We start from the raw sequence: 24,240 nt of genomic DNA on the forward strand, positions 1-24,240 counted from the left end.
TATCCTTGAAAATGTGTGCGGACGGCGCAGGGAGGGCGTTCCGTTGGAAAGAGGAAGCGGTCCGTTACAGGGACGGCGTTTTTGAAAAAGGTCGTCTGAAAACGGGCAAACGGTTTTGCCGCCGCTTTTCAGACGACCTTGGGTCAGAATCAGGCGAACGCCTGCAATTCAGGGTTGATTTCTGTTTGAGCGACGTTGTTGACGTAGTTGCACAAAGTCGCCAAGGCAACGCCCATTACGACTTCGACAGCCTGCTGTTGGTTGTAGCCTGCATCGAAGAAGGCTTTGAGTTCAGCATCGGATACCGCGCCTTTTTTCGCCATCACGGCTTGGGTAAACGCGGCGAGCGCGCCCAGTTTGGCATCGTCAAATTCGCCTGCCGCCAACGCGCGCGCGGCTTTGATGGATTGTTCGGACAGGAGTTTTTTCAGGGTTGCCAGCTTGGTGTGGCCTGCCACGCAGAAACCGCATTCGTTGGTGCGGGCGGCGATGATTTGGATGACTTCGACTTCACCGGGAGTCAGACTGTTGGCGGCGTTCAGTTTGCCGACTTCTTGATAGAACGCCAACGCTTCAGGCGCGTTGGCCAATACGCCGATGAGGTTGGGGATGAAGCCGTTGTTTTTCAGCGCGGCTTCGACGCGGGGTTTTGCTGCTTCGGGAGCGGTTTCGACGGTGTGTACGGTTAAGCGTGCCATATTTATACCTTTGTTTTCAGTGTATTGAACGGAATGTGGCATACTACTCCGATTGTCGTTTGACAGGAAAGACTGATTGGTTATGTGCTGCAAACCAAAAGTTATAAGCAAGAAAGGTCGTCTGAAAACTAAAATACAGTTTTCAGACGACCTTATATAAACTTTAACGAATCTTCTTCAGCAACTTGACCTCTTCCGACAAATACGGGCTTTTCATACCCAATATTTCAAGCATCTCAGCCTCGCTGATATTTTTTGAAACGTCATCCAAACGTCCCCCGTTAAATCCATTCTTCTTCCTTTCATATATAGCCACATGCCCGGCATGTTCATCATACAGCCATGCAGATTGTAAAACACCGGTCTGGTCGTAGAGAACATGCCACCATTCTTTTTCCTGCGGTCCAAATCCGCAAAGAAAAGCCAGATCATTTTCTTCACCAATGAACATCAACATTTTAGGGTTCAAGCTGCTGCGTTTCGCATAATAAATGGTTGCCGGCGGGTGAGGATTTTCCTTTATGGCGCAAAGCCCTTGAGGCGTAGACGTTTCTTTGTGCAAAACGCTTTTGCAACCTGATGCGGCGAATACGGTTAATGTCGCGGCAGCCAGAAATCTACCGATATTTTTCATTTTGCCCTTCTTTGTTTTAACGGTTTATATGAAAGGTCGTCTGAAAACCAAAATACAGTTTTCAGACGACCTTTTCTTGCGAACCGATTTATTCGGCTTGTTCTTTCAATACGGCTTCAATCAATTCCTGTGCGCCGTCGTCCGCCAGCTTTTTGGCGACCGCGCGTCCGAGCGCGTCGGCGTAGGTGGCGGGGGCTTGCGCGTCTGCCTGCAAGATTACCGAGCCGTCGGGATGTCCGACCAGTCCGCGCAGGGTGAGCAGGCCGTTTTCTTCGGTGCAATACGCAGCAAGTGGCACTTGGCAGCTTCCGCCCAGAGCGCGGGCGAGGGCGCGTTCGGCGGTCACGCAGGCGTGTGTGACATCGTGGTTTAAGGGTTTCAAGACGTCCAAAAGGTCGGTGCGGTGTGCGGCGATTTCGATGCCCAACGCGCCTTGTCCTGCGGCGGGCAGGCTGTCGGCTTCGGAGAGAATCAGGCGGATGCGTTCGTCCAGTTCCAAACGCTGCAATCCGGCGGCGGCGAGGATGATGGCATCGTATTCGCCGTTGTCGAGTTTGGACAGGCGGGTTTGCACGTTGCCGCGCAGGGGTTTGATGACTAAGTGCGGATAGCGGGCGCGCAACTGGGCTTCGCGGCGCAGGCTGGATGTGCCGACGACGGCGCCTTTGGGCATTTCTTCCAAACGCGCGTATTGATTGGATACGAACGCGTCAAACGGATTGGCGCGCTCGCCGATGGCGGCAAGGGCGAAGTCTTCGGGCAAATCCATCGGCACGTCTTTAATCGAATGTACTGCCAAATCGGCGCGACCGTCCTGTAAGGCTTGTTCCAACTCTTTGATAAACAGGCCTTTGCCGCCGATTTTCGACAGGGTTTTGTCCAAAATCTGGTCGCCGCGCGTGGTCATGCCCAAGATTTCGACTTCGCAGTCGGGATACAGGGTTTTCAGACGACCTTGGATATGTTTTGCCTGCCACATGGCAAGCAGGCTTTCGCGGCTGGCGATAACGAGTTTTTTCGGGTTCATTTGCGGTTTCTGATTTTCTAATTCATGAGGCGGGAAGTTCGACAGTCTAACACAAACTTTCTACGGTAACCGCCTGACTGTACTTGCCCAAAGGACCGAATCCGTTGCCTTGGTTTTGCTCTTTGGTCAGCACTTTTCCCTGAATGCAGATATTGTTCAGGGTAACGTTATATGAGCCGGAACTCAGGCGGTTCTTTTCTACTTGATCCATCAGGCTTTCGCCTCCGTTGATGAAATAGGTTTTCCCGTCGGCAGTAAATTCAGCCTGTGCGAGCGTAATGGACTGTTCCAGTCATTTTAACCGTATCGCCGCTGTTTTTTTCGACCTGAGTTTCCGTCGGTTTGGCAGCCGACGTTTCGATTTTGTTTTGCGGGGAGCAGGCTGTCAGGGCAATCAGTAGGGGGAAAAGAAATTTGTTCATTTGCAATTACCGTGGTTGATAAAGGTATTCCGCTGCGAAGCTGTCGGAGAAGCCGTTGCACTATAGTGGATTAAATTTAAATCAGGACAAGGCGACGAAGCCGCAGACAGTACAGACAGTACGGAACCGATTCACTTGGTGCTTCAGCACCTTAGAGAATCGTTTTCTTTGAGCTAAGGCAAGGCAACGCCGTACTGGTTTAAAGTTAATCCACTATATATCTGTTGCAACGAAATAAACTATAATGTGTACCGGCATTGAAATGCCGATTTCGACAGACCGCAAGAAACGGAATACAGGGTCTGTCGGCATGATGTTAGTTCATACTGCCGTAAAATAAAACTTATTCTCTAAAAACATTTTAAACCCAACAGCCTTACAGCATGAAACGCGCCAAAAAATATCCCTTCTTATCGTTGCAGCGGCAACGTTTCTGCCTGAATTTTGAAAACGCCTCAACCGCCGCCAATCTTCCGAGCGAACGCGATTTCTACCGCTGGGCATGGGCGGCGTTGAAAAACGAATACCGCCGCGCCGACATCAGCCTGATTCTTCTGGACGAAGAAGAAGCACGCGCCTACAACCGCGATTACCGCGGCAAAGACTACGCCACCAATGTGTTGAGTTTTGCCTTGAACGAAGGCGAAATTCTGCCCGATCAGTTTTCAGACGAGCTTTGCGGCGATTTGATCATCTGCCCGCAAGTCGTATTGAAAGAAGCTGCCGAGCAGGGCAAAACCGCCGAGCAGCACTTTGCCCACCTGACCATGCACGGCACGCTGCACCTGATGGGCTACGACCACATCGAAGAGACCGAGGCCGAAGAAATGGAGGCGCTCGAAATCCGCCTGATGCAGGCGGCAGGTTATCCCAACCCCTACCAAGAGGACGAATACTGAAATGGACGACACCCGGTCGAAACCGACATTTTTCGAACGTTTGATTTCCCGACTTGCCGGCGAACCCGATTCCGCCGAAGACGTACTCAGCCTGCTGCGGCAGGCGCACGAGCAGGAAGTGTTTGACGCGGATACACTTTTGCGGCTGGAAAAAGTCCTCGACTTTGCCGATTTGGAAGTGCGCGATGCCATGATTACCCGCAGCCATATGAACGTTTTGAAAGAAAACGACAGCATCGAGCGCATCACTGCCTACGTCATTGAAACCGCCCATTCCCGCTTCCCCGTCATCGGCGAAGACAAAGACGAAGTCCTCGGCATCCTGCACGCCAAAGACCTGCTCAAATACATGTTCAATCCAGAGCAGTTCAACCTCAAATCCATCCTTCGTCCCGCCGTCTTTGTACCCGAAGGCAAATCGCTGAACGCGCTTTTGAAAGAATTCCGCGAGCAGCGCAACCACATGGCAATCGTTATCGACGAATACGGCGGCACGTCGGGTCTGGTAACTTTTGAAGACATTATCGAACAAATCGTCGGCGACATCGAAGACGAGTTTGACGAAGACGAAAGCGCGGACAATATCCACGCCGTTTCCACCGAACGCTGGCGTATCAACGCCGTAACCGAAATCGAAGACATCAACGCCTTTTTTGGTACGGATTACAGCAGCGAAGAAGCCGACAGCATCGGCGGACTGGTCATTCAGGAATTGGGACACCTGCCCGTGCGCGGAGAAAAAGTCGTTATCGGCGGTTTGCAGTTCACTGTCGCCCGCGCCGACAACCGCCGGTTGCATACGTTGATGGCGACTAAGGTGAAATAACAATTTACTTGAAGAACAAATGAAGCAAGGTCGTCTGAAAACTTGGAAACAGGTTTTCAGACGACCTTTTGGTCTTGAATTAAGGAGAAATGGAACGGTGGTTATGTAGAAATGTAGATGATGGACAACCGCCGTTTTTTATCTCATCTGTCCGTTAAACGGCTTTTGAAGTTGGCCAAAAGACAGACTATTTAGCCTTGCTTCTGCCTTTGCGCTTGGTTGGCGCGGTATCCGGATTTTTCACCTTGATTTTCACGCTTTTGCTTGGCTTTTTGTCTTTGCGTTTGGCTTTTTCCGTTGCCGTTTTGGCTTTGGCGGTTTTCTTTTTGCCGTTTTCAGACGACGTTGCTGCGCTGTCCGGTTGGGCTTTGCTGCGGCGTTTGGCTGCAGGTTTTTCCTGTTTTACAGGCGTTTTCATCGCGTCGTCGATTTCTTTCGCCGTCAGTTTGCGTTTGGTTTTCGAGCCGGTTTGTGCAGTGGTTTTAGTGCGGCGTTTTTTGCCGCTGCTTCCGCCGCTGATCAAGGTCAGGTCGATTTTGCTGGTGTCCAAATCGGCGCGCGCCACTCGGACGCTGACTTTGTCGCCCATGTTGAAACGGATGCCGCTGCGTTCGCCTTCTATCGCCATGATTTCGGGACGAAAGTTGAAATAGTCTTCGCCCAAATCGCTGATGTGTACCAAGCCGTCGATGTGGATGCCGTCTAAGGTAACGAAGAGGCCGAAGTTGGTCATGCCGGAGATTTTGCCTTCGAATATTTCGCCGACTTTATCGCGCATGTAATAGGTTTTCAGCCAGTTTTCCACGTCGCGGCTGGCATCGTCGGCGCGGCGTTCGCAGAACGAGGTATGTACGCCCAAAGCCTGCCAGCTTTTGCTTGGCGTGTAGGTTTGCTGGTTCAACACGGCTTTGATGGCGCGGTGGACGGTCAGGTCGGGATAGCGGCGGATGGGGGAGGTGAAGTGGGCGTATGCTTCGTAGGCAAGGCCGAAGTGTCCGTCGCAATGCGGTTCGTAAACTGCCTGCTGCATGGAGCGCAACATCATGACTTGCAGCAATTCGGCATCGGGCCTGCCTTTGAATTGTTCGGCAAGCGCGGCATAGTCTTTCGGTGTCGGGTTGTCGCCGCCGCCCAGTTGCAAACCCAGTAAGCCGAGCTGCTCGCGCAGGGTGGCGAGTTTTTCAGGTGTCGGGCCTAAGTGGTTGCGGAAGAGGGCGGTGTGCTTGTTTTTTATCAGGAACTCTGCCGCGCAGACGTTCGCCGCCAACATGCACTCTTCAATCAGTTTATGGGCGTCGTTGCGGACAACGGGTATGATTTTTTCGATTTTGCCGTTGTCGTCGAAAAGCATTTGGGTTTCGACGCTTTCAAACTCCACCGCGCCGCGTTCGAAGCGTTTTTTCTGAAGGATTTTGAAGAGTTTGTAGAGAATGTCGATTTGGGCTTTGTGCGGGTGGTCTAGGTCGTCTGAAATCCAATCCCAGACTTGGTTGTACGTCAGGCGGGCATGGGAACGCATAACCGCAGGGTAGAAGCGGTATTCTTTAATATTGCCCGCGTAAGTGATGACCATGTCGCACACCATGCACAAACGCTCGACATCGGGATTGAGCGAGCAGATGCCGTTGGACAGGTTTTCCGGCAACATGGGAATCACGCGGCGTGGGAAGTAAACGCTGGTGCTGCGTTCCTGCGCGTCCGTGTCGATAGCGTCATCGGGGCGGACATAATGGCTGACATCGGCAATCGCCACGACCAAACGGTAATTGCGTCCGATTTTTTCGGCAAACACGGCATCGTCGAAATCGCGCGCCGTTTCGCCGTCTATGGTTACCAAAGGCAAATCGCGCAAATCGACGCGGCCTTTCAAATCGCTTTTACGAACATGGTCGGGGATTTTTTTCGTAGCTTTGGCACACGCTTCGCTGAATTGGTGCGGCAAATGGTGTTTGCGCACGGCGATTTCGATTTCCATACCGCTGTCGGCATAATCGCCCAATACTTCGATGATTTTCGCCACAGCAGGGCGGTTTTGCTCGGGATAAATCTCGATTTCGCCGACAATGACCTGACCGGATTCAGGTTTGAAATGCGCGACGCTGTCAGGTTCCAAAACAATGCTTTGGTTCAGGCGTTTGTCTTCCGCTTCCAAAATCGCTACGCCGCGATCCATATAGAAACGTCCGACCACTTTGCTTTGCGCGCGTTCGACAATATCTAAAACCGTTCCTTCACGGCGGCCTTTGCGGTCGATGCCGGCAGGGCGGACGGTCACGATGTCGCCGTGCATGATGCCGCGCATTTGGCGTTCGTATAAGACAAAATCTCCGTCTTTGGTGGGCGTGAGCGGTACGGCGAAGCCGAAGCCGTCTTTGTGCGCCTCGACACGGCATTTGACCAAATCCAATTTGTCTGCCGCGCAAACCGCACCGCGGCGGTTGATTAAAACCTGACCGTCCCGCGCCATCGCTTTCAGACGACGTTCGAAAAATTCGTACTCTTCTTCCGTAATCGACAACTCGCGTGCCAAGACTTCGATTTTCGACGGCACGCCTTTTTGCTCCAATAATTCAATGATCCACTCCCTGCTTGGCAGCGGATGTTCGTAACGTTGTTTCTCCCGTTTCAAAAACGGGTCTTTTTCTCGTAAATTTAAAGATTTAATATTTTTGTTCATTTTATTGGTTGACATTCTTTTTCTAAAATATATAATGACCGCTTCTTTGCGAAATAGTCAATCACTGTAACGCAAAACAGGAAATAAAGCAAAGCCCAGGTGGCGGAATTGGTAGACGCGCTAGCTTCAGGTGCTAGTGTCCTCACGGGCGTGGAAGTTCGAGTCTTCTCCTGGGCACCAAACCTTTTGGTCGCCGCTTTGCTTATCCATCCTAATTGCCCAGGTGGCGGAATTGGTAGACGCGCTAGCTTCAGGTGCTAGTATCCTCACGGGTGTGGAAGTTCGAGTCTTCTCCTGGGCACCAAATCAATTATCCGGCTTATCCGGATTTTTTATTGAATAGATTTATTTGTCTGATTAAGCTACAATATCAGACGACAAAATATGTTTGATTCCACAGAGAGGTGGATGAGTGGTTTAAGTCGCACGCCTGGAAAGCGTGTATACGTGAATAGCGTATCGAGGGTTCGAATCCCTTCCTCTCTGCCAGATTCCAAAAAGCCCGTCTTAATCAAGACGGGCTTTTTTCTTGCCTTCAATTCAGGCGGCAAGCTGCTTCAGTCTCTCTTCAGAAAAGAAATTACTTTTATTCTCAATTTGTTATACATTTCGGCTCCATCTATACAAATCAGTTTTGCAGGTGTATCCTTCACTCCGTTATATACATTCATAAAAAATCCATCTTTAAAAAGGTCGTCTGAATACGCCGGCCTGACACAAATCCAAGGACACTGCCATGACTGATTTTACCGTATGGGAAACCGCGCCGTTTGGTGCAACCATCGATCATATCCTGCAACGCTACCACGATGTACACCGCGGGCAATTTGAAGAGCTGGTTCCGTTGGCTCAAAAAGTCGCGGAAGTTCATGCCGACAGTTTTCCGGCTGAAGTGCCGGAGTTGCTTGCCTATATGCAAAACGAACTGCTGATGCACATGATGAAGGAAGAGCGCATGCTGTTTCCGATGATCAAACAAGGCGTCGGTCGCGGAGCGGCAATGCCGATTAATGTAATGATGCACGAGCATGAGGAACACGACCAAGCCGTAGCCAAGCTGCTTGAGTTGACCAATAACCTGACCGTTCCCGAAAACGCTTGCGGAAGTTGGACGCGCCTGTATACATTGGCACGCGAAATGGTGGACGATTTGACCAACCATATCCATTTGGAAAATGAAATCCTGTTCCCGCGCGTATTGGCTTCTTAAAAATAAAGCTGGTCCAAAGGTCGTCTGAAAATTGTTTTTCAGACGACCTTAATGTTTTGCCAGTATGCAAAGAGGCTGTTTTCTGTTGGATGCAATTACCATTTCCCCGTCAAACCGATGCGCAGGGTACGTCCCGGGGCGGGCATGTAGGAGCGGCTCATGGGGTCGAGGTAATAGCGGTCGGTCAGGTTGCTGCCCGTTAGCTCTGCGCTGAAATGTTTGTTGAATTTGTAACGCACATAGGCATCCACGACAGTAACGGGCTGCCAGTTGGCGTTGCCGTTGTCGCTGTTGAAAGCTTTGCTGTTTGCGCCGTCACGTTGCAGGTAGTATTCGCGCCAGCGGGCGGACGGCTGTTGTTTGTCTTCAACGCGGCTGTGGAAGGTCAGGCGCGAACCGATTTCGAGTTTTTCGTTTAGGAACCTGCCGCCGAGGTTGGCAACGACCGACCAGCGCGGCTGGATGCGGTTGATCAACCAACCGCTGGCGAAACCGCCGTTTTGACAGTAAGGTACGGGGAAGGTGCGGCCGTGCGAGACGTATTGGTCTACATCATATTGCTGCTCAATGGCGCGGCGGTCGCAGACTTCGTTTTTCATGTTGCGCACGACGGAAAGGTCGCCGAATACTTTGCCGTTGTCGAAGCGGGTTTGGAGTTCCAGTCCGCTGATGACTTGTTTGTCGTAATTGCTGATTTGCCAGGTGGCATAGTTGCGGTCGATGACGTTGTGGGTTTTGTTGTGGAAGTAGGTCAGCCGCACGTCCGCGTAACGCATTTTGGGCAGCAGGCGGGTGAAGTCGTGGCTGAGGGAGATTTCCCAGTTTTTGGCGTGTTCGGGTTTGAGCGGGTTCAGGAGTCTGCCAAACGGGACGCTGAAACCTTTGGCGATGCTGTGGTTACCGAAGCCGAATGTGCCTTCATACATGCTGGGGAAGCGTTTGAATTGGGTATAACGGGCGAACAGGCGGGTGTTGTCGCCGAGTTGGACGGTGGCGGAGAACATGGGGGCGAAGGCATGGCCGCGTTTGTTCCACATTTTGCGCAGTTCTTCTTCGGTCAGATGCCGGTATTCGATAGCGGGATTGTTGACATCGGTTGTTACGGCGGCAGCATAACGTTTTTCAACTTTGCCTGTGGCAGGGTTGATTCCGGTTTCATTTAAGAAATTGAGTGCGCCTGTCCGGACGGGGTTTTCTTCCGGATGCGAACGCCGCCAGTAGATACAGTTTCCATTTGCTTCGTTTTCGGTGCAGTTGGGTATTGATTTCCAGCCGCTGCTTAGATCTTCCGCTTCCATAAAACGGTTGCGCAGCTCTGTCAGTTTTTCGGGTTCTTCCGGAAGTTGGGGCTGGTTATCTTGCCAGCGTTGTGCTTCTTCGGGTCGGTTATCTAATGCCCAGAGATATTCGGGAACGGGCAGGCTGTTTATCCAATTCCAAAAACGCTTGTTGTAGGCTTCATTTTCGGCTTTCGCCCGTATGGTCGCGGGGTCTTGGTCGTAAGCTTTTTGCGCGGCGTGATATTGGTCGGACAATTCTCGGTAGGCCCGGTATTCTTCAGGCGTGGCAAGCCGGTGTTGAAGATAGACGAAATCCCTGCTGTTGTCCGACAGTACGTCGAATTTGTTTTCTCTTTCCAACCATGTGCGGTTTTTGTCGATGTAGTCTCGGAGGAAGTTGTCGGTTTGGTGGTAGTCGGTATAGCGGCCGCCTGCGTTCAGGGTCAGCCAGGAAGTGGGCTGATATTTGAAGTTGAAGCCAAGGTTCCATTCGTCGCGTTTGCCTTTACGCGGCATGGTCAGGGCGAAGTTGGAATTTAAGGTGGTCTCAGGGTCTTCCCAGAATAATTTTTGGGATTCTTCTTCGGGCAATGCAAGTATCCAACTGGTATCGCTGCTGCCTTTGAGTTTTTCGCGCTGGTAGTCGCCCATCAGGGTCAGTTCCAATTTGTCAGATAATTTCATTTTATTGGAAAGGTTGATGCCTAGGCGGTTGTTTTTGGCGCGGTAGGCGGCGGCATTAAAAACGTTGAAACGGTTGTTGGTATTGGGCGGCAGTTTGTCCCATTCGGGTTCTTTGCCTTTGTAATACCAGTCTTCGGCGTATTTTTCGTTGAATATTTTGTCGAGAAACAGGGTGGATGCGGGATAGCCGCCGGTGGAATTGGTTTGCGAATTGTTAAACGTCCCCCAAATCCCTGCCTTCAAATCTATCCAGCGGTTGTTTTCGGGTTTCCATGTGTAGTCGAGGTTGACGGCGGTCTGCTTCACCCATGCCTGCGGCCATTCTGCCATCAGCGTGCCTTTGGTGAGCTTGCTCATGTCGGTTTGGGCGGAACCGTCCGGTTTGAGCATGCTGCCGCCGATGTTGCCGAACAGGATGCTGTACGGCATGATTTCGCCGAAACGGGCGTGGGTGCGGCGTATGCCGAGCTGTATTTTTTGATTGTCGGGCAGTTTAAGCGTGCCTTTTGCCAGCCACGAACGCATATTCAGGGAGGTGTTGGCCACTTCGCCGGACGGATGGTAATACGTACCGACATTGGCGGTATATTCCTGAATATCCGTAACTTTTTTGGTAAATTCTTCTTCGGTCATGGAGCTGGCATTGGGGAGGTAGCCGTAGCGTTCTGCCCCCTTGCTGCCGGTAAAATAATTGCCTTTGTCCCGCCATGCGTAGGCAATCAAGCCGTCAAACACTTCGCCGCGCATACCGGCAGAAATGCGGAACGCGTTGTCTTTAAACAATTTGCCACGCCCGCCGAAACGCTGTTTCTGGCGGTCACTGTCGTCCAGCATAATCGCCCAGTCCATACGGTCGAAGGAGTAGGGACTCGGGTAGCGGCGGTAGTCTTTGTTCCATGATGCAGCATGGGCGTATTCGCGCTGTTTGATGCTGTTGTTGCCGGTTTCCATTTTGACTTCCATGCCGAATTTTTGGTCTTTCGGCACAACGTCATCAATTTCCAGCGTTTTCATGCTGACCGAGCCGCCTATACCGGTGCGGATGTCACGGTTTGTCGATGCGCCTTTTTCCACATACACGCTGCTGACGAGATTCGGGTCGATGTAGTTGCGGTTGGATACGCCTTCAAAACCGCGCCATACGCTGATGGCTTGTTCCGTACCGTCTAACGTTACCGGCACTTTGCCTTCGCCTTGAATGCCGCGTATGTTGGGGTCGAGCGCGCCGCTGTTGCGCGCGTCGCCGCTGTAAACTCCCGCCATGCCGCCGATTAAATCGGCTACGCTGCTGCCGCGGTAGGTTTCGATTTCCTGCTTGCCTTTGTACATATTGCTGATGTCACGGCTGTAGACTTGGGTGTAGCCGCTTTTATCCCGGTTGCGATGGGCTTTGACGGTAATGGTATCCATCTGCACGCTTTGGGTGGGGGTAGTATTTTCCGCCCATAACGGCGTATGCCACAGCATACTCAAGAATAAAACCAATATTTTGGGCGTAGAGGGGAATTCGACGGATTTGACAGGTTTCATGATGGATTTTCCTTTGTTCGCAACAGCTTGAAAATAGGCGAAATCTGAAATGCTTCCAGATGGCATCGGAAAATAAAACGCGAACCGAATGTAATGGGGTTGCAGCCAATTGATTAAACGGTTTGTGCGGACCGTTAATATGGATGCGCTTGCTTCACGCAAGGGAAGGGCATTTTGACAAAACAAAAGGAAAATATCCGTAGGTTACCAATTGTGTGGAAAGGAATGCGGACAAAATACTTTGTTTCTTTAGAGCTGCAAAATAACATAAATTGATTATGATTACTATTTATATAATAATTTTAACTAAAACCCGATAATGTGTAAACAGATGCCAAACAATACAACTTTGGCATTTTGGTACCTCAGAAAATCATATTTTTGAGTTTGGACGGGCCGGGGTTGTATTGGATTTCGTAAAAAGTTTGCTGAGTTTGAAGTTGATTGAATAATGGCTTGAATTTGATTGACCGACATAAAAAGGTCATCTGAAAATCCCGATTTCAGGTTTTTAGACGACCTTTGGCATGGGGGCGGTCAAGGCAGTTTAGGCCTGACTTTGACGCTTAAGGGCAAGTGGTCGGAGAGGCGTTGCCAGTTTTTGCCGTTGTGGATTTGGGAGTCTAGGACTTCCAAGTTGCGGGTATAGACGCGGTCGAGGCTGAGGACGGGCAGGCGGGCGGGGAAGGTTTTGGGGCGTTTGCCGTTGCTGTCCACGAATACTTCGTTCAGGTTCAAGGCGTTGCCTAAGGATAGGGCGGATTTTTGCCGCCAGTCGTTGAAGTCGCCGGCGAGAATCAGCGGACTTTGCGGGTCGATGTGATGCACGACGTATTCGAAGATGGCGCGGTATTGTTTGGCGCGGTCGGGTTCACGCAGGTTGAGGTGGGCACACAGGCAGACGAGCGGGGTTTCCCAGCCTTCGGGCAGGACTTCGCAATGGAGTACGCCGCGCTGTTCGAGTTTGTTGACGCTGATGTTGAGGTTGTGGCGGGTTTCCAGCGGTAGGCGGCTGAGGATGGCGTTGCCGTGGTGGCGTTGCGGGTATACGGCGTTTTTGCCGTAGCTGCGGTTGTAGGAAAGGCGGTCGCCGAGGATATCGTAATGCGGTTTTTCGGGAAAATCGGGCAGCCTGCTGCTGCGGGTCAGGTGTTGACCTTGCACTTCCTGTAAAAACAGGACATCCGAGCCTATGCCGCGAAGCTCTTCCGCCATGCTGTCCACTTGGACTTTGCGGTTGAGCGCGGACATGCCTTTGTGCATGTTGTATGAGGTGATGGTAATCGGGCGGGGGGACATGATGTGTAACCGTAGTGTGTGAGTAGTTTGTCATTGTATTGATAGTATAACACTGCAAGTGTTTGGTTTCAGTAAAGATTTGATGGTTGAACGGCTGCTTGAAGGTAAAACGTCGTCTGAAAGGTTTCAGACGACGTTTGAGGGGGGACCGCGCGCAAAACGGTTTATTTTATGAATTCGTCCATGCCGTCTTCGCAGCGGATTTTTTGTTCGGACAGCGTGGCTTTGAGCAGGGCGTCGTTTTGCGGCAGGGCGTCGCGTTCGGCTTCGTGGTGCCAAAGGTGGTAGGCGATGCCGGCGAATTTGAGGTTGTGGCGTTTCATGCCGTTATGGAAGAGGCGGGCGACGAACTCGCTGTCTTCGCGTCCCCAGCCGACAAAGCGGTTGTCGAAGCCGTTGACGGCCAGCGCATCGCTGCGGAAAAAGCCCATATTGCAGGTTTTGATGCCTTTGTGTTTGCGGCTGCTTTGTCTGCCGATCAGGGCGGACAGGCTGCGGCAGCGCAGGGCGGACAGGCGTTTTTCTATGCCTGGGCTGAACACGGACAAATCGGGCAATTCGCCGGAATCTAAAATTTCTTGGGTGCGGCTTTGGGTCAGGATAACGCGCGAACCCTGTATCAGCCTGCCTTTGCGTGCGAGCTTGAGGTGGTCGGCGATGAAGGACGGGTCGAGTATCATGTCGCCGTCGATAAGGATGATGTAGTCGCTTTTTGCCTGCGCCAGCGCGCGGTTGCGCGATTCGGCGGCGCGGAAGCCGTCGTCCGGCCGCCAAGAATGTTTGACGGGGATGTCGGTGTGGCTGCGGATGAACTCGACGACTTCGGCGGTGTCTTGGCGCGAACCGTCGTCCGCGACGATGATTTCGTCGGGCAGGCGGGTTTGCGCGAGTGCGGATTTTAAAACCAGCTCCAGTGCGTCGGGACGGTTGTAGGTGGTTACAATCAGGGCGACGCTGATATTGCGGTTGCGTTCGTAAAGTTTGACATATTTGTAGTACGAACCTTGGGCATTGGCGATGGAAATGGTCAAGCCGTCCGCGCCGTAGGCGAAACCGCGTTTGAGCAGGTAGTTTTTGACAAACGATACGCTGCCGTGCAACAGGGCTTTGAAGGGCGAGCTGTCTTTTTTGTAGCGGTTTTCTTCGGCGTAGAGCGAGCTGTATTGCTGCATTTTTTGAATCAGCCCTTCGGCGTTTTCGAAGGAATAGTGTTTCAGACGACCTTCGAGCGGACGGACGTTTGCATCGGGCGGCAAGATCAGCGATTCATGTACCTGACGGTCGGAAAAACGGGTAAAACGGCGGTGGTAAAGGCGCGGGATAATGTCGGGATACCAGCCGCAGGCTTTGATCAGGCGGCCGTTGTAGTGGTTCAGGCGCGAGAGCGAGAAGATGTTTTGTTCTTTGTTTTCCGCCACGGCTTTGCGGATGGCGGCAATCAGTTCTCCGTCTGCCACTTCGTCGCTGTCTATGCTGAAGATCCAATTGTTTTGCGCGAGGCGGGCGGCAAGATTTTTCATCGGGCCGAAGCCGATGAAGTCGTATTTGTAATAACTGACGTTGGTGAAGCGTTCGGCGATTTCGAAGGTACGGTCGGTCGAGCCGTTGTCGAGCAGCAATACTTCGTCGAAGTCTTGAAGCGCGGTCAAAACTTCGTGCAGATAGCGTTCCGAATTTTTGACCAACATGGCTGCTGTGGCGGGAATTTTCGGGTTCATGATGAGGTCGTCTGAAAAGGGGTAGTCTGAAAAATCAAAATCGGGAAATCAAGGCAGTTCGGCAATGGCGGCGGTCAGTTCTTCGTGGAAAGCGTGTATTTTAACCGATATACCGCTACAATACGCATTTCCTTTTTTTCAGACGACCTCCTCCGATATGCAGCTTATCCTTGCGCCCATGCAGGGGCTTTGAAGATGGGTTTTATGTTTCAATAGAATCAATGAATTGTAATTTTATTGAAGATTATGGTGTAAATATGGTTCAAAAAAGACGCCATTATCAAATCATATCGAATGAGCATGTTTTGTGGATGTGTGATTGCAAAATTGTGAATCTGAAATTGCATACAGTCAGGCAGTCAGGTTACGGTTGTTTGGGTACAGAAAACCAAGTAAACTAAAACTGTTTGATTGGAAAATGCTCCGCAAGGAGGAAATTATGTTCAAAAAATCACTTTATAAGGCTGCTTTGGCGTATTTCGGCGATAAGGTTGGGAGTCAGGAAAAAAAAGCGATTGCAGAAGGCATTGCTGCCGCTGCCAGCAATAGTGCTGAATTTGAACGGAAAAAGGTTTTGGTTGAAAAGGAAATCCGGGATGGAACGGCAAGAAGCAGAGGAAAACTGCCTGTATGATTTTATCTACATCAATCATCTTGAGGTTGTTCTGAATAAAATTGAGGCCGTCTGAATTTCAGACGGCCTTTTTGTTATCCATGTATTTTCCGCCATTCGGTTTTTGCCTGCTGTTCGCGTTGGTCTAGCCAGTCGGCGATGGCGGTAAGACTGACGAATTGGCTGCTTTTTTGACTGTTGTCCGTATTGATGACCGGCCATGGGAGGGTTTGGGTTTTGGCGCGGCGGCGGGCGGTTTTTTCGTTTATGTGCGGTAACCAGTCGGCAGTGGCCTGTTCGAGGGTGATATGGGTTTTGCCGTAGATGAGCATGAGCCGGTGGCGGGTAGGTAGGTTTTCCATTTTTAGTGTGCCTTGTGTTGTTGTCTGATTCTTTCTGCGTAGTCTTCCGCGTCTGTTCGGGTGGTGAATTCTTTCAGAACTTTGGTGCTTCGCCGTCTGCCTGCGTTATTTTTTGTCCAGTGTTTTTTGTTATATTGGGGAGGCTGGTATTCGATTACCTGCCATTTGCCGTCGTGATGCCGGAAGCCTATATTGGGTTGGGTGTTAATTTGGGTATGCTGTATGCGGTCTGTCAGGGTCATTTTGTGTCTTTCGTGGTGCCGTCCGCCCACCGTTTGAATTTAATGCCGGTGATGCGCTCGGTGATGATTTGAAGGATGATTAGTATCAGGGCAATGATGGGCGGCATTATTCTTCTTCTTGGAAGAGGATTTCTAGTATTTTTGTAATTCGGTTCTGTACCATTATTTCTACTGTCAACATGATGAGTGCAGCCATCAGTACGGCAATAATAATAATGGCGGTGGCGATGTTGATGATGTTTTCCATATTTACTCTCCGTAAACGATGCCACGCATACGTTCTTCTGTGGTCATGCGTTCGTAGGTTTTTTCAAGTTGCAGGGTTGCGAAGTCGGCAGCGTCCTGTTGTTGGCGGATGAGGCGTTGGGCTTCGGTTTCTTGAGAAGGTTGAGGTGTGGTGCAGGCTGCAAGTATGGCAAGTAGGGTTGGGGTGAGCAGGGTTTTCATTTTCAATCCTTATGCAATTAAAGTCCGCCTTCCGGCGCTCTTGTTGGCATGATGTAGAAGCGGCAGTTTTTGAATTTAAATAAAATTGAGCATATTCCGCCGTCCTTGTTTTTGTTTGACAGATAAAAAGGGAAGAAGATGGGGTGTTTGAAACCTAAACTTTTTTGGCATTTATCCAATTTTTTAATCAAGCTGATGTCAATGGCCAGATTTTGATTGATCACGTCTTCAATCATGACTGGATCTTTAGCGTATTCTTCGATTCTTTGTGTTTTGGGGAAGTCGGATGTGTCAGGCTTTTTAAACTCTAATGCGCCCACTGCAATGCAGTCGTCTCTGATTTCGATATTGGCAATGTCGCTTTCTCTGTCTTTTAAAACCGCGCCCAATACAATGTTTGGAATGAAGATGTCTTCATCGATTTCTTTCAGTTCTTCGTGTTTGATAATGCAAAGTACATGACCGTCGGTTGCTTTGATTTCGCCTGTTTCCTTATCGAGGAAAACGCCGTTGATGTAATGTCTTGGGTCGTTGTTTGCTGCTGCGGCAGCGGCGGCTTTCAAAAGATTTTTTTTAATTGAAAAATGTTTCATTTTTATCTCCGTTTAAATCAGCAGGCTTTTTGCAGATCGTTTTGAGTTAGGGCTGTCAGTGCTTGTTTGACTGCCGCCATGGGAGTTTTGTACTCGGGAACAAGTCCGACAATGAGTTCGCCGTCGGTGTTGATGATGTCGCAACCGTAGTGCTCTACGGGGTGGCCGTAGGCAGTGTGGGTGGTTTCGGCGGTTACGCGGATGTCGATAGAGTATTCTTCTGTGATGGTCATTTTGGGGTCTTTCGGGGTGGGGTTTTGTGGAGGTCGTCTGAAGATTCACGCTTTCAGACGACCTTTTGCTTTATGTTGAAACGATTTCGTGGGGGTAAATGTTTTGTACCAGTCGCACTGCATCTTTCAGAGTTTTGGCTTCGCGGCGGGCGGTTTCGCTGTAAATACCGCCACCTTCTCGGGAACTGTTGCGCTTTTGAATGGCTAGTTTGCCGTCCTGCCATGTGGCGACTTCGACTTTGCCGGCGGTGGCGTGGGTGCCGAATTTAACGTAGATGGGTTTCATGATTACTGTGTCCTGTTGTTTGTTTCGATGGATGTAGTTTAGTAAACACTTAATTCATAGTCAAGTAAGAAGTTTATTGTTTGTTCAATAAATATTAAATTATCTGATTTTTAAGGGAATTTAATTTGCAAAAAAAAATGCCTAACGGGACTGGCGGTAGGCGGTTTTGGATGTCTAGGTGAAAGAAAACCGCCCAGTGGGCGGTTTTTTCAAAGTGAATTTAGGCTGAGGTGTTGGGATTGTTATGAGTGGTAAGGAAGCCAAGAAAAAAACAGAGGGTGGCTCTCGGAGAGAATATGGTTGTGTGTTTTCATTCTTACATAAATACGGTCACCGTTAGAAACGGGAAGGCCGCTAACTGTTTGGTGCAGCATGAATGAAATACTTTCTTCTTGACCGACACTATCATACGGCGGGATTTCAAAATTGGAAATTACATCGTCGTTGTGAACAATCTCTAAAAAGATTGGTTGGGTTTGCAATGTCTGCATATACTCATCTTCGGCGTAAAATGAAATAGACAGGCATAGACGACCTAAAATAGATTGTTGCGCCGGGATATGGCATATATCGGGAAATATACCTATCAGACTGTATTTGTCATTTTCCGCATGGCGGATGATTTCATCGCAATAGTGGACATTTAAGTGAATCATGCCTGCTCCATATATTCGTACTGCTGTTCAAACGCTGCGCGAACTTCAAGCGGGGAAACGCCTAATGCGTTTGCCAGTTTTTGTACAGTCTCATTATGTAGGGATTGTTTGCTGTTTTCGATGCGGGACAGATAGGGTTGACGCAATCCTGCGGCGGCTGCCAATTCAGACTGGGTAAACCCCTTTTTCATCCTCAGGCTGACAAATGTCTCTCCGCCTGCTTTGAGGGCTATTTTATCGGCAATTTTCGCTGCCGCCCTGTCCATCGCTGCTTTGCGGCGCGGATTTTTCCGTACATGTTCAATATGCTCTGCGGCGGGGGTAGTGTTGGGGCTGATCGGTTTGATGCATTTAATCTGCCCGTTTATCCGCAGGCAGTTTATGTGGGTGACGGGGGTGGCGGATGTAGGTGTTGATACTGTGCAGGCGGCCACGGCAACAGTGAGTGTTGCACCCATTTGAAACCATGTGCCGTTAGTTGGAGTACAGTTCTTCATAGTCTTTGATAATCCGTTTTGTGATTGGGTGTTCTGCCTGATAGTCAAATTTGTCTGTCTTCTTGTTTACAACAGCCAATATATCTATGCGGCGGATATACGCGCCGTTTGGCTGTTTTTCATGGCATGGTGCGTAAATTATTCTGTATCCGGCGGCTTCTTCGCTGCCAAATCGGACGCGCAAAACTTTGATGTCTTTTTCCCATAATGACAATATGGGTTTCACTTCCAAGTCAATCGGGCCTATGGGTTCGCCATATTCTCTGAAGTATCTGTTTTCGTATAAGCCATCAAAAATAGCAGAGTCCGCCTGAATCATCTCAATGACGGTATCGAGATAACCGACCGCGTCTTCGTCTTTTTCAAAGAGGCGGTCTAAATCCTGCTCGGCGTTAAAGTGGACGGTCAGCTCCATGCGTGCCCTTTTTTATATATTATATCTTTTTAGTTATACCGCGCAATATGCGGTAATAAATCAGTTGTTCAAGTATTTTAAATCCATAGCCTTCTGCCGGTAACAGTCTTTTTTCTGCTACATCTCTTCGAGCTTCCACGCACCTTTGATTTTGCCGCAGATTTTAAGCTGTTCAAGGTCGTGTTTCTCTACAGTTTCGGTTTCGTAGCGTTTGTTATCGCTTAGAATTTTGACGCCGCCGGTAACGGTACGTTGCAGGCGTTTGGCACGCAGGCCGTCGGAGACGTGAATAAGGTACACGCCGTCTTCCACCATTTCAGTAACGGCGGTATCGACAAATATAACGTCGCCTTCATCAATAGTTCCTGCCATGCTGTCGCCGCGTGCGGTGATAATTTTGATGTGGGACAGGTTTCCGCCGAATTTGTCTTTTGCCCACAGGCGCGATACGTTGACGTAATCGACGACTTCCGCGGGCAAGTTTTCGATACCATTGCCGCATGCCGCTTCGATGTTGAGGCGTTCAAAGCGGATTTGTTGATCGTCATCTGAACCAATCGGACTGTTTGGCGTGGAGTCCAAATAATATGGTCCCATGCCGTAGTCTTCTTCCAGTCGTCTGCTGACTTTTTCGCCAAAAGATGCTTTGCCGCTCATCAATTGGGACAAAAGGCTTTTGTCTTTTGTCGGTAGGGTTTTGTCTTCAAAGAATTTTTTTAAATTCTCAATCCGTATTTCTTTCAATTCTGACTTATTCATAGCTATCTCCCAGCAGTAATTATTTATATTCTATTTAGTTTCTACTAAACAAACAAATGATAAATATATTTGCTTTTGCGTTTAATGACTGCTAAACTTGTTTAATGTTTAAAAATGGAGCAGATATGACTCACGCTGAATTTATTAAAACGCTTTCGACTAAGCGTGGAGCAAGGTCGGAATATGCCCAAAAGTTGGGTTTGTCTCTGTCGTTTTTGTGGCAAATCGAAAACCGAAGGGCTGTAACACCGAAGCGGTGCTACGAAAATGTAATTTTGCTTACCAATGGTCGGGTTTCTGTATCCGACCTGATTTCCGAAACGAGATCATAGCCTTGGTACGGATTTCTCATTTTTCCCCCATTACTGATTAACGCGCAATCAGTGATTCAGCCTGCCCTCTCAAGGGGGGGGGCAGGCCTTTTTTACGCCTAAAAAATATGCAGGACAAACGGATATGGAAAACAAACTGGATTTTAAAACGGTTGCCGATGCGGCTTTGAATGCGGTGGACAACCTGCTTGCGGAATGGCTGCCGTCGGGCAAATATAAAGGGCATGAGTTCTTCGCTCTGAATCCGACTCGGGCGGATAAGCATCTTGGCAGTTTTGCGGTCAATACGCATTCGGGCGCGTGGGCGGATTATGCGACGAACGATGCAGGCGGCGATTTGGTCAGCCTCTATGCCTATCTTTTCTGCAACGGACGGCAGGGCGACGCGCTAAAAGCGGTCGCCGAGCGGCTGCGCATCGGCAATTTCGGAGCGGTCGAAAGGAAGGAATGGGACGGCGAGCCGAAGACGGGCAAGTCGAAACGGGAAAGCTGGCAGCCTATTGCGCCGTTCGATGAAGGCCGTCTGAAATATCTGGAAGGCAGTCAGGTTTACCGTCTTTGTAAAAATGAGCGGGCGGAAGGCTTGCGGGCAGTGTACCGCGATGCGGACGGCAAGCCGCTTTGCGTTGTGCAGCGCTTTATCGACCAGGACGGCGGAAAATCCGATTTGCCGTTTGTGTGGGCGAAAAACAGCGAGGGTGTAGAGAAGTGGACAAGCCGCCGCCTAAAGGATCCACAGCCGCTGTTCGGGTTGGATGCTTTGGCGGAAAGACCTGATGCGCCTGTTTTGATTGTCGAGGGCGAAAAGTGCAAGCTGGCGGCAGAGGCGTATTTTGATTTGAAGGGCTGGGTTGCCGTGTCTTGGCTGGGCGGTTGCAACGGCTGGAAAAAGGCGGATTGGTCGCCGCTTGCCGGGCGCAATGTGCTGATTTGGCCTGACTGCGATTCTCAGCGGGAAAAGCTGTCGAAGAAGGATGAGGCGGCGGGTGTGAAGCCGTCGGATATGCCGTATCTGCCGTGGCGCGGACAGCCCGGCATGAAGGCGGCGCTGGGGATTGCCCAAGTTCTCAAGGAGTCGGGCTGTACGGTCAAAATCGTGAATATTCCGAATCCGGGCGTGTGGCCTTCGGGCTACGATATTGCAGACGTGATTTCGGATACCGAGCCGCTGACGACGGTGCGTGAAATGATGGCGGATACGCTGGTTTTCCCGTTTTCAGACGACATTGACGGGCAGCCTTTCCCGCGCCTATCCGATAAGGAGCGTGCGGCGCAAAATGCGCCCACGGCAACGAAAGGGGGCGGCGGGGACGGCGATGATGCGGAATACGACGGAGAAAATCCGCGTTTGGCGGAATTGTTGAAAAATTACGCGCAAATCGGGTTAAAAGAGAAGGTTTTAAACTTGGAAACAGGGGAATCTTTCAGCCGAAGCCAGTTGGAAAAAGTGTTTTCGCGTCCTGCCGTGCTGACTTGGTTTCATCTGCACGATAGAAACAAGCTATCGGAGCTTGAGGCGGGGATTTTAATCAAACAGAAAAAATTGGAGGCGATGGCGGATGTCAGCCCCGTTTTTAAAAACGCGCTTGCCCGCTATATCTACCTGGACGGGACGACGGACGCCTACGACAGGCAGTTGGAAGCCATCGTGTCGCTGGCGGCGGTCAAGGCTGCCGTGCCTGAAGAATTTGACGACTGGAGCAAGTCGCCCGCGCGCCTCGTCTGTCCGATGAGCAATTATGTGTTTGAGCCGGATATGCCGCAAGGTGTGGTGTATAAAAACGAGAAATTAAGCCATATCAATGCGTTCAAGGGCTTGCCGAAAAAGGCTGAAGCGCCTGAAAAGCCGTTCGCGCCGGAAACGCCGCTGGCTGAATTGGAAAAACATTTTCCGAAATGTGCAAACATTATCGGGCTGGTACGGCATTTGTGTTCGGGCAACGGCAATTTGAGCGAGGCTTGCACGGAATGGGTTCTGAACTGGCTTGCCTGCCGTTTCAGGCGGCCAGCCGAAAAGCCCGCTACCGCATTAGTGTTTATCTCCGAAACGCAGGGCGTGGGCAAATCGACGTTTGGCGAGAAGGTCGTCAAGGAGCTTTTCGGCGAGTATCTGCGCCAACTCGACCAAAACGCGCTGGAATCGCGCTTCAATGCGTCGCTGCTGTTTGCACTGGTTACGATATTCGAGGAAATCAGTCCGTCAGACGAGCGGCTGAACGTCATCGGCAAACTGAAAAACATGATTACGTCGGATGTGATTATGGTGGAGCGTAAAGGGCGCGATGCGGAAAAACACAACGACTTCAATTCTTTTATCATTTTCTCGAACGACGAGCGGTCTATCCCCATCGAAAGCAACGACAGGCGGTTTATGGTCTTGTCGTGCAACCGCAAGTATTCGGACGCACAATACGAGGCATTGCAGGCGGAAATCGACAATGGCGGAGTGGACGAATTCGCGCGGTTTCTCTATGCGCTGCCGCTGATGTATTCGGACGGTGATACGCGGCGGGCGTTCACGCCGCATACCAAGCCGCTGACGACAGAAATCAAACGGCGGATGATCAACCTGAACAAGCCTTCTTGGGAAGCGTTTTTGGACGACTGGTGGCGCGGCGATTTGGGCTTGCCCTTCATCTCCTGCGCGGCAGGCGATTTGTGGTCGGCATACAAGAAATGGTGCATCGATACCAAGACTTTCCATATGCAGCAGAAGAATTTTTATGCAAATATGGCAAAACGCTTGGCGGATTTGCGAAGCACGGTTACAATCCACGGACAGCCGAAAAAAGTACGGTTTTTCGCCGTGCCGCATTCGTGGCTGTCGCCCGACAATCAGGAGAAGTTTCCGCCGCCGAATACCGACAAGACCGAACGTGGTTCTGAAGGGTCGGTTTCAAAGGCAGATTATTACGGCAGGCAGATAGAAGCATTTGCCCTTGCCTCGGATTCTGACCGGTTTTAGGCGTTTGGACGGGGTTGGACACCGTTTGGACGGGGTAAGAGTCGAAAAAAATCCCTTTAAAAACATCGTTTAGACCGTTTGGACGGTTTGGACAGGGTAGTTATCCCATACGCGCGAAGATATACATCATCTTCGCGCTTTTATTTTTTTCTTTTTTATACACCTTGTCATATTTTGTTTTTATTTTTTTCTTCTTATACGCGGATTTTTATAAAAAAGTATGTCCAAACGGTCTAAACGATGATTTTAAAGGGAAAAAAGGTGTTTTAAAAGTTGTTCAACCCTGTCCAAACGGTATGTTGCCCCGTCTAAATCTTGATTTTTAAGGTTTTTTCGAAATGTCGGTAATTTTGATATGTGGTAAGATACGGACAAGGAGATGAAAATGAAGCATTTGAAGAATATTTGGGAAGGTATGGGGCTGATTTCCTCCGTATTATCCGAGCCGAAAGCCTATCCTGACGCAAGGAACGGTTTTGCACGAGACCATGCAAGACTGATACGGGATGCCCGGCGCGTTGCCGGTGAACTCAACGAGAAGGCGGAAAAGGTTTATGGCAAGCAAAAATACGCGGATTAGTGCGAAAAACAGAACGGGCAATGAAGTCAGTCTGTCGCACAGTCAGACCGACAGCCCGATTATCGATGTTGCATCATTGGAGCGGTTGCAGTCTTTCCGTCCCGATTTGGTGGATTTTGTCATCAATCAGACGCGCGAAGAGGCGGAAAACCGCCGAAAAGAGGAAAAGCGGGTCGTTACATTTACCTTTATCGAACGGATGGGTGGTTTGCTGCTTGCCGCCTTTATATGCAGTTTCGGCGTTTTCGGTTCTGTCTATGCGCTAAATCAGGGTAGCGAAAAGCTTGCAATGACGATTGCAACGGTATCTATCGGCACACTTGCCGTTGCTTTTTTGAAACGAAGATAACAACTGG

At 50.2% G+C, this 24,240-nt stretch carries 27 protein-coding genes and 3 tRNA genes; 10 read left to right on the forward strand and 20 right to left on the reverse strand.

Going from position 1 to position 24,240, the window contains the following annotated elements:
- Nucleotides 1-149: 149 nt before the first annotated feature.
- From H3L95_RS01155 to H3L95_RS13710, 5 genes are all read right to left on the reverse strand, one after another.
- Nucleotides 150-698, reverse strand: coding sequence for a carboxymuconolactone decarboxylase family protein (locus H3L95_RS01155; protein ID WP_003764609.1), 549 nt, complete (start codon nt 696-698; stop codon nt 150-152).
- Between the two features lie 163 nt (nt 699-861).
- On the reverse strand, nt 862-1,332 hold the full coding sequence (locus H3L95_RS01160) for a hypothetical protein (protein WP_003757565.1): 471 nt from the start codon (nt 1,330-1,332) through the stop codon (nt 862-864).
- A gap of 88 nt (nt 1,333-1,420) precedes the next feature.
- Nucleotides 1,421-2,359, reverse strand: coding sequence for a hydroxymethylbilane synthase (gene hemC, locus H3L95_RS01165; protein ID WP_003757567.1), 939 nt, complete (start codon nt 2,357-2,359; stop codon nt 1,421-1,423).
- A 46-nt stretch (nt 2,360-2,405) separates the two neighbouring features.
- Nucleotides 2,406-2,570: a hypothetical protein gene (locus H3L95_RS13705; protein ID WP_003757569.1), complete on the reverse strand. Its 165-nt coding sequence runs from the start codon at nt 2,568-2,570 to the stop codon at nt 2,406-2,408.
- A gap of 49 nt (nt 2,571-2,619) precedes the next feature.
- Nucleotides 2,620-2,781 (reverse strand): hypothetical protein, encoded by a 162-nt coding sequence (locus tag H3L95_RS13710; protein WP_003757570.1) that lies wholly within the window; start codon nt 2,779-2,781, stop codon nt 2,620-2,622.
- Nucleotides 2,782-3,164: 383 nt separating this feature from the next.
- Here H3L95_RS13710 and ybeY point away from each other — a divergent pair, with 383 nt between their 5' ends.
- Both ybeY and H3L95_RS01180 read left to right on the forward strand, forming a co-directional pair.
- Nucleotides 3,165-3,680: an rRNA maturation RNase YbeY gene (ybeY, locus tag H3L95_RS01175; protein WP_003757572.1), complete on the forward strand. Its 516-nt coding sequence runs from the start codon at nt 3,165-3,167 to the stop codon at nt 3,678-3,680.
- Between the two features lies 1 nt (nt 3,681).
- Nucleotides 3,682-4,506, forward strand: coding sequence for a CorC family transporter (locus H3L95_RS01180; RefSeq protein ID WP_003757575.1), 825 nt, complete (start codon nt 3,682-3,684; stop codon nt 4,504-4,506).
- 187 nt (nt 4,507-4,693) lie between these two features.
- On the opposite strand, the gene rnr is transcribed toward H3L95_RS01180, so the two are convergent.
- The gene (gene rnr, locus H3L95_RS01185; protein ID WP_128887910.1) at nt 4,694-7,183 is read right to left on the reverse strand and encodes a ribonuclease R; all 2,490 of its coding nucleotides are present in this window, start codon (nt 7,181-7,183) and stop codon (nt 4,694-4,696) included.
- A 93-nt stretch (nt 7,184-7,276) separates the two neighbouring features.
- On the opposite strand from rnr, the gene H3L95_RS01190 reads away from it, so the two are divergent.
- The 4 genes from H3L95_RS01190 to dnrN all read left to right on the forward strand — a co-directional run bounded on the left by H3L95_RS01190 (nt 7,277) and on the right by dnrN (nt 8,393).
- Nucleotides 7,277-7,363 (forward strand) — tRNA-Leu (locus H3L95_RS01190).
- A gap of 37 nt (nt 7,364-7,400) precedes the next feature.
- A tRNA-Leu gene (locus H3L95_RS01195) sits at nt 7,401-7,487 on the forward strand.
- 94 nt (nt 7,488-7,581) lie between these two features.
- Nucleotides 7,582-7,672: transfer RNA gene (locus tag H3L95_RS01200), tRNA-Ser, on the forward strand.
- A 247-nt stretch (nt 7,673-7,919) separates the two neighbouring features.
- Nucleotides 7,920-8,393 (forward strand): iron-sulfur cluster repair protein DnrN, encoded by a 474-nt coding sequence (gene dnrN, locus H3L95_RS01205; protein WP_003757595.1) that lies wholly within the window; start codon nt 7,920-7,922, stop codon nt 8,391-8,393.
- Between the two features lie 95 nt (nt 8,394-8,488).
- Here dnrN and H3L95_RS01210 read toward each other — a convergent pair whose 3' ends face one another.
- The 3 genes from H3L95_RS01210 to H3L95_RS01220 form a co-directional block, all read right to left on the reverse strand.
- A complete protein-coding gene (locus H3L95_RS01210) occupies nt 8,489-11,887 on the reverse strand; it encodes a TonB-dependent receptor domain-containing protein (protein WP_241429713.1) in 3,399 nt (1,132 codons plus the stop codon).
- Nucleotides 11,888-12,424: 537 nt separating this feature from the next.
- Complete coding sequence (locus H3L95_RS01215) at nt 12,425-13,186, reverse strand: endonuclease/exonuclease/phosphatase family protein (protein WP_039405542.1); 762 nt, start codon at nt 13,184-13,186, stop codon at nt 12,425-12,427.
- Nucleotides 13,187-13,350: 164 nt separating this feature from the next.
- On the reverse strand, nt 13,351-14,904 hold the full coding sequence (locus H3L95_RS01220) for a glycosyltransferase family 2 protein (RefSeq protein ID WP_003757602.1): 1,554 nt from the start codon (nt 14,902-14,904) through the stop codon (nt 13,351-13,353).
- A 439-nt stretch (nt 14,905-15,343) separates the two neighbouring features.
- On the opposite strand from H3L95_RS01220, the gene H3L95_RS01225 reads away from it, so the two are divergent.
- Complete coding sequence (locus H3L95_RS01225) at nt 15,344-15,538, forward strand: hypothetical protein (protein WP_107813541.1); 195 nt, start codon at nt 15,344-15,346, stop codon at nt 15,536-15,538.
- A gap of 74 nt (nt 15,539-15,612) precedes the next feature.
- On the opposite strand, the gene H3L95_RS01230 is transcribed toward H3L95_RS01225, so the two are convergent.
- The 11 genes from H3L95_RS01230 to H3L95_RS01280 form a co-directional block, all read right to left on the reverse strand.
- Nucleotides 15,613-15,879 carry a pyocin activator PrtN family protein gene (locus H3L95_RS01230; RefSeq protein ID WP_003757610.1) on the reverse strand — a complete coding sequence of 89 codons (267 nt, stop codon included), beginning with the start codon at nt 15,877-15,879 and terminating at the stop codon, nt 15,613-15,615.
- Between the two features lie 2 nt (nt 15,880-15,881).
- On the reverse strand, nt 15,882-16,121 hold the full coding sequence (locus tag H3L95_RS01235; RefSeq protein ID WP_003757614.1) for a hypothetical protein: 240 nt from the start codon (nt 16,119-16,121) through the stop codon (nt 15,882-15,884).
- A 106-nt stretch (nt 16,122-16,227) separates the two neighbouring features.
- Nucleotides 16,228-16,368 (reverse strand): hypothetical protein, encoded by a 141-nt coding sequence (locus H3L95_RS01240; RefSeq protein ID WP_003757615.1) that lies wholly within the window; start codon nt 16,366-16,368, stop codon nt 16,228-16,230.
- Nucleotides 16,369-16,370: 2 nt separating this feature from the next.
- Complete coding sequence (locus H3L95_RS01245; RefSeq protein ID WP_003757617.1) at nt 16,371-16,568, reverse strand: hypothetical protein; 198 nt, start codon at nt 16,566-16,568, stop codon at nt 16,371-16,373.
- Between the two features lie 17 nt (nt 16,569-16,585).
- Nucleotides 16,586-17,161 carry a hypothetical protein gene (locus H3L95_RS01250; protein WP_003757619.1) on the reverse strand — a complete coding sequence of 192 codons (576 nt, stop codon included), beginning with the start codon at nt 17,159-17,161 and terminating at the stop codon, nt 16,586-16,588.
- A 17-nt stretch (nt 17,162-17,178) separates the two neighbouring features.
- Nucleotides 17,179-17,394, reverse strand: a complete 216-nt coding sequence (locus H3L95_RS01255) for a hypothetical protein (protein WP_003757621.1) — start codon at nt 17,392-17,394, stop codon at nt 17,179-17,181.
- 70 nt (nt 17,395-17,464) lie between these two features.
- A complete protein-coding gene (locus H3L95_RS01260) occupies nt 17,465-17,680 on the reverse strand; it encodes a hypothetical protein (protein ID WP_040668329.1) in 216 nt (71 codons plus the stop codon).
- A gap of 242 nt (nt 17,681-17,922) precedes the next feature.
- Entirely contained in the window at nt 17,923-18,336 is a 414-nt protein-coding gene (locus H3L95_RS01265; RefSeq protein WP_003757624.1) for a hypothetical protein, read from the reverse strand.
- Nucleotides 18,333-18,794, reverse strand: coding sequence for a helix-turn-helix domain-containing protein (locus H3L95_RS01270; protein WP_003757626.1), 462 nt, complete (start codon nt 18,792-18,794; stop codon nt 18,333-18,335). The genes H3L95_RS01265 and H3L95_RS01270 overlap by 4 nt, the downstream gene beginning before the upstream one ends.
- Nucleotides 18,795-18,810: 16 nt before the next feature.
- The gene (locus tag H3L95_RS01275) at nt 18,811-19,248 is read right to left on the reverse strand and encodes a hypothetical protein (protein WP_003757627.1); all 438 of its coding nucleotides are present in this window, start codon (nt 19,246-19,248) and stop codon (nt 18,811-18,813) included.
- Nucleotides 19,249-19,365: 117 nt separating this feature from the next.
- Nucleotides 19,366-20,007 carry a S24 family peptidase gene (locus H3L95_RS01280; protein ID WP_003757630.1) on the reverse strand — a complete coding sequence of 214 codons (642 nt, stop codon included), beginning with the start codon at nt 20,005-20,007 and terminating at the stop codon, nt 19,366-19,368.
- A 456-nt stretch (nt 20,008-20,463) separates the two neighbouring features.
- Between H3L95_RS01280 and H3L95_RS01285 the strand changes: the two genes are divergently transcribed.
- From H3L95_RS01285 to H3L95_RS01295, 3 genes are all read left to right on the forward strand, one after another.
- A complete protein-coding gene (locus H3L95_RS01285) occupies nt 20,464-23,304 on the forward strand; it encodes a DUF5906 domain-containing protein (RefSeq protein ID WP_003757631.1) in 2,841 nt (946 codons plus the stop codon).
- Between the two features lie 385 nt (nt 23,305-23,689).
- The gene (locus H3L95_RS01290) at nt 23,690-23,884 is read left to right on the forward strand and encodes a hypothetical protein (RefSeq protein WP_040668333.1); all 195 of its coding nucleotides are present in this window, start codon (nt 23,690-23,692) and stop codon (nt 23,882-23,884) included.
- On the forward strand, nt 23,859-24,233 hold the full coding sequence (locus H3L95_RS01295) for a hypothetical protein (RefSeq protein ID WP_003757639.1): 375 nt from the start codon (nt 23,859-23,861) through the stop codon (nt 24,231-24,233). The genes H3L95_RS01290 and H3L95_RS01295 overlap by 26 nt, the downstream gene beginning before the upstream one ends.
- Nucleotides 24,234-24,240: the final 7 nt, after the last annotated feature.

The organism is Neisseria sicca, from assembly GCF_014054945.1.
In the GTDB taxonomy this organism is placed as follows: Bacteria; Pseudomonadota; Gammaproteobacteria; order Burkholderiales; family Neisseriaceae; genus Neisseria; species Neisseria sicca.

Excerpts from the sequence above, each read along its gene's own strand:
- H3L95_RS01155 (WP_003764609.1), bottom strand. The coding sequence starts at position 698 with ATGGCACGCTTAACCGTACACACCGTCGAAACCGCTCCCGAAGCAGCA.
- H3L95_RS01160 (WP_003757565.1), bottom strand. The coding sequence starts at position 1,332 with ATGAAAAATATCGGTAGATTTCTGGCTGCCGCGACATTAACCGTATTC.
- hemC (WP_003757567.1), bottom strand. The coding sequence starts at position 2,359 with ATGAACCCGAAAAAACTCGTTATCGCCAGCCGCGAAAGCCTGCTTGCC.
- H3L95_RS13705 (WP_003757569.1), bottom strand. The coding sequence starts at position 2,570 with ATGGATCAAGTAGAAAAGAACCGCCTGAGTTCCGGCTCATATAACGTT.
- H3L95_RS13710 (WP_003757570.1), bottom strand. The coding sequence starts at position 2,781 with ATGAACAAATTTCTTTTCCCCCTACTGATTGCCCTGACAGCCTGCTCC.
- ybeY (WP_003757572.1), top strand. The coding sequence starts at position 3,165 with ATGAAACGCGCCAAAAAATATCCCTTCTTATCGTTGCAGCGGCAACGT.
- H3L95_RS01180 (WP_003757575.1), top strand. The coding sequence starts at position 3,682 with ATGGACGACACCCGGTCGAAACCGACATTTTTCGAACGTTTGATTTCC.
- rnr (WP_128887910.1), bottom strand. The coding sequence starts at position 7,183 with ATGAACAAAAATATTAAATCTTTAAATTTACGAGAAAAAGACCCGTTT.
- dnrN (WP_003757595.1), top strand. The coding sequence starts at position 7,920 with ATGACTGATTTTACCGTATGGGAAACCGCGCCGTTTGGTGCAACCATC.
- H3L95_RS01210 (WP_241429713.1), bottom strand. The coding sequence starts at position 11,887 with ATGAAACCTGTCAAATCCGTCGAATTCCCCTCTACGCCCAAAATATTG.
- H3L95_RS01215 (WP_039405542.1), bottom strand. The coding sequence starts at position 13,186 with ATGTCCCCCCGCCCGATTACCATCACCTCATACAACATGCACAAAGGC.
- H3L95_RS01220 (WP_003757602.1), bottom strand. The coding sequence starts at position 14,904 with ATGAACCCGAAAATTCCCGCCACAGCAGCCATGTTGGTCAAAAATTCG.
- H3L95_RS01225 (WP_107813541.1), top strand. The coding sequence starts at position 15,344 with ATGTTCAAAAAATCACTTTATAAGGCTGCTTTGGCGTATTTCGGCGAT.
- H3L95_RS01230 (WP_003757610.1), bottom strand. The coding sequence starts at position 15,879 with ATGGAAAACCTACCTACCCGCCACCGGCTCATGCTCATCTACGGCAAA.
- H3L95_RS01235 (WP_003757614.1), bottom strand. The coding sequence starts at position 16,121 with ATGACCCTGACAGACCGCATACAGCATACCCAAATTAACACCCAACCC.
- H3L95_RS01240 (WP_003757615.1), bottom strand. The coding sequence starts at position 16,368 with ATGGAAAACATCATCAACATCGCCACCGCCATTATTATTATTGCCGTA.
- H3L95_RS01245 (WP_003757617.1), bottom strand. The coding sequence starts at position 16,568 with ATGAAAACCCTGCTCACCCCAACCCTACTTGCCATACTTGCAGCCTGC.
- H3L95_RS01250 (WP_003757619.1), bottom strand. The coding sequence starts at position 17,161 with ATGAAACATTTTTCAATTAAAAAAAATCTTTTGAAAGCCGCCGCTGCC.
- H3L95_RS01255 (WP_003757621.1), bottom strand. The coding sequence starts at position 17,394 with ATGACCATCACAGAAGAATACTCTATCGACATCCGCGTAACCGCCGAA.
- H3L95_RS01260 (WP_040668329.1), bottom strand. The coding sequence starts at position 17,680 with ATGAAACCCATCTACGTTAAATTCGGCACCCACGCCACCGCCGGCAAA.
- H3L95_RS01265 (WP_003757624.1), bottom strand. The coding sequence starts at position 18,336 with ATGATTCACTTAAATGTCCACTATTGCGATGAAATCATCCGCCATGCG.
- H3L95_RS01270 (WP_003757626.1), bottom strand. The coding sequence starts at position 18,794 with ATGGGTGCAACACTCACTGTTGCCGTGGCCGCCTGCACAGTATCAACA.
- H3L95_RS01275 (WP_003757627.1), bottom strand. The coding sequence starts at position 19,248 with ATGGAGCTGACCGTCCACTTTAACGCCGAGCAGGATTTAGACCGCCTC.
- H3L95_RS01280 (WP_003757630.1), bottom strand. The coding sequence starts at position 20,007 with ATGAATAAGTCAGAATTGAAAGAAATACGGATTGAGAATTTAAAAAAA.
- H3L95_RS01285 (WP_003757631.1), top strand. The coding sequence starts at position 20,464 with ATGGAAAACAAACTGGATTTTAAAACGGTTGCCGATGCGGCTTTGAAT.
- H3L95_RS01290 (WP_040668333.1), top strand. The coding sequence starts at position 23,690 with ATGAAGCATTTGAAGAATATTTGGGAAGGTATGGGGCTGATTTCCTCC.
- H3L95_RS01295 (WP_003757639.1), top strand. The coding sequence starts at position 23,859 with ATGGCAAGCAAAAATACGCGGATTAGTGCGAAAAACAGAACGGGCAAT.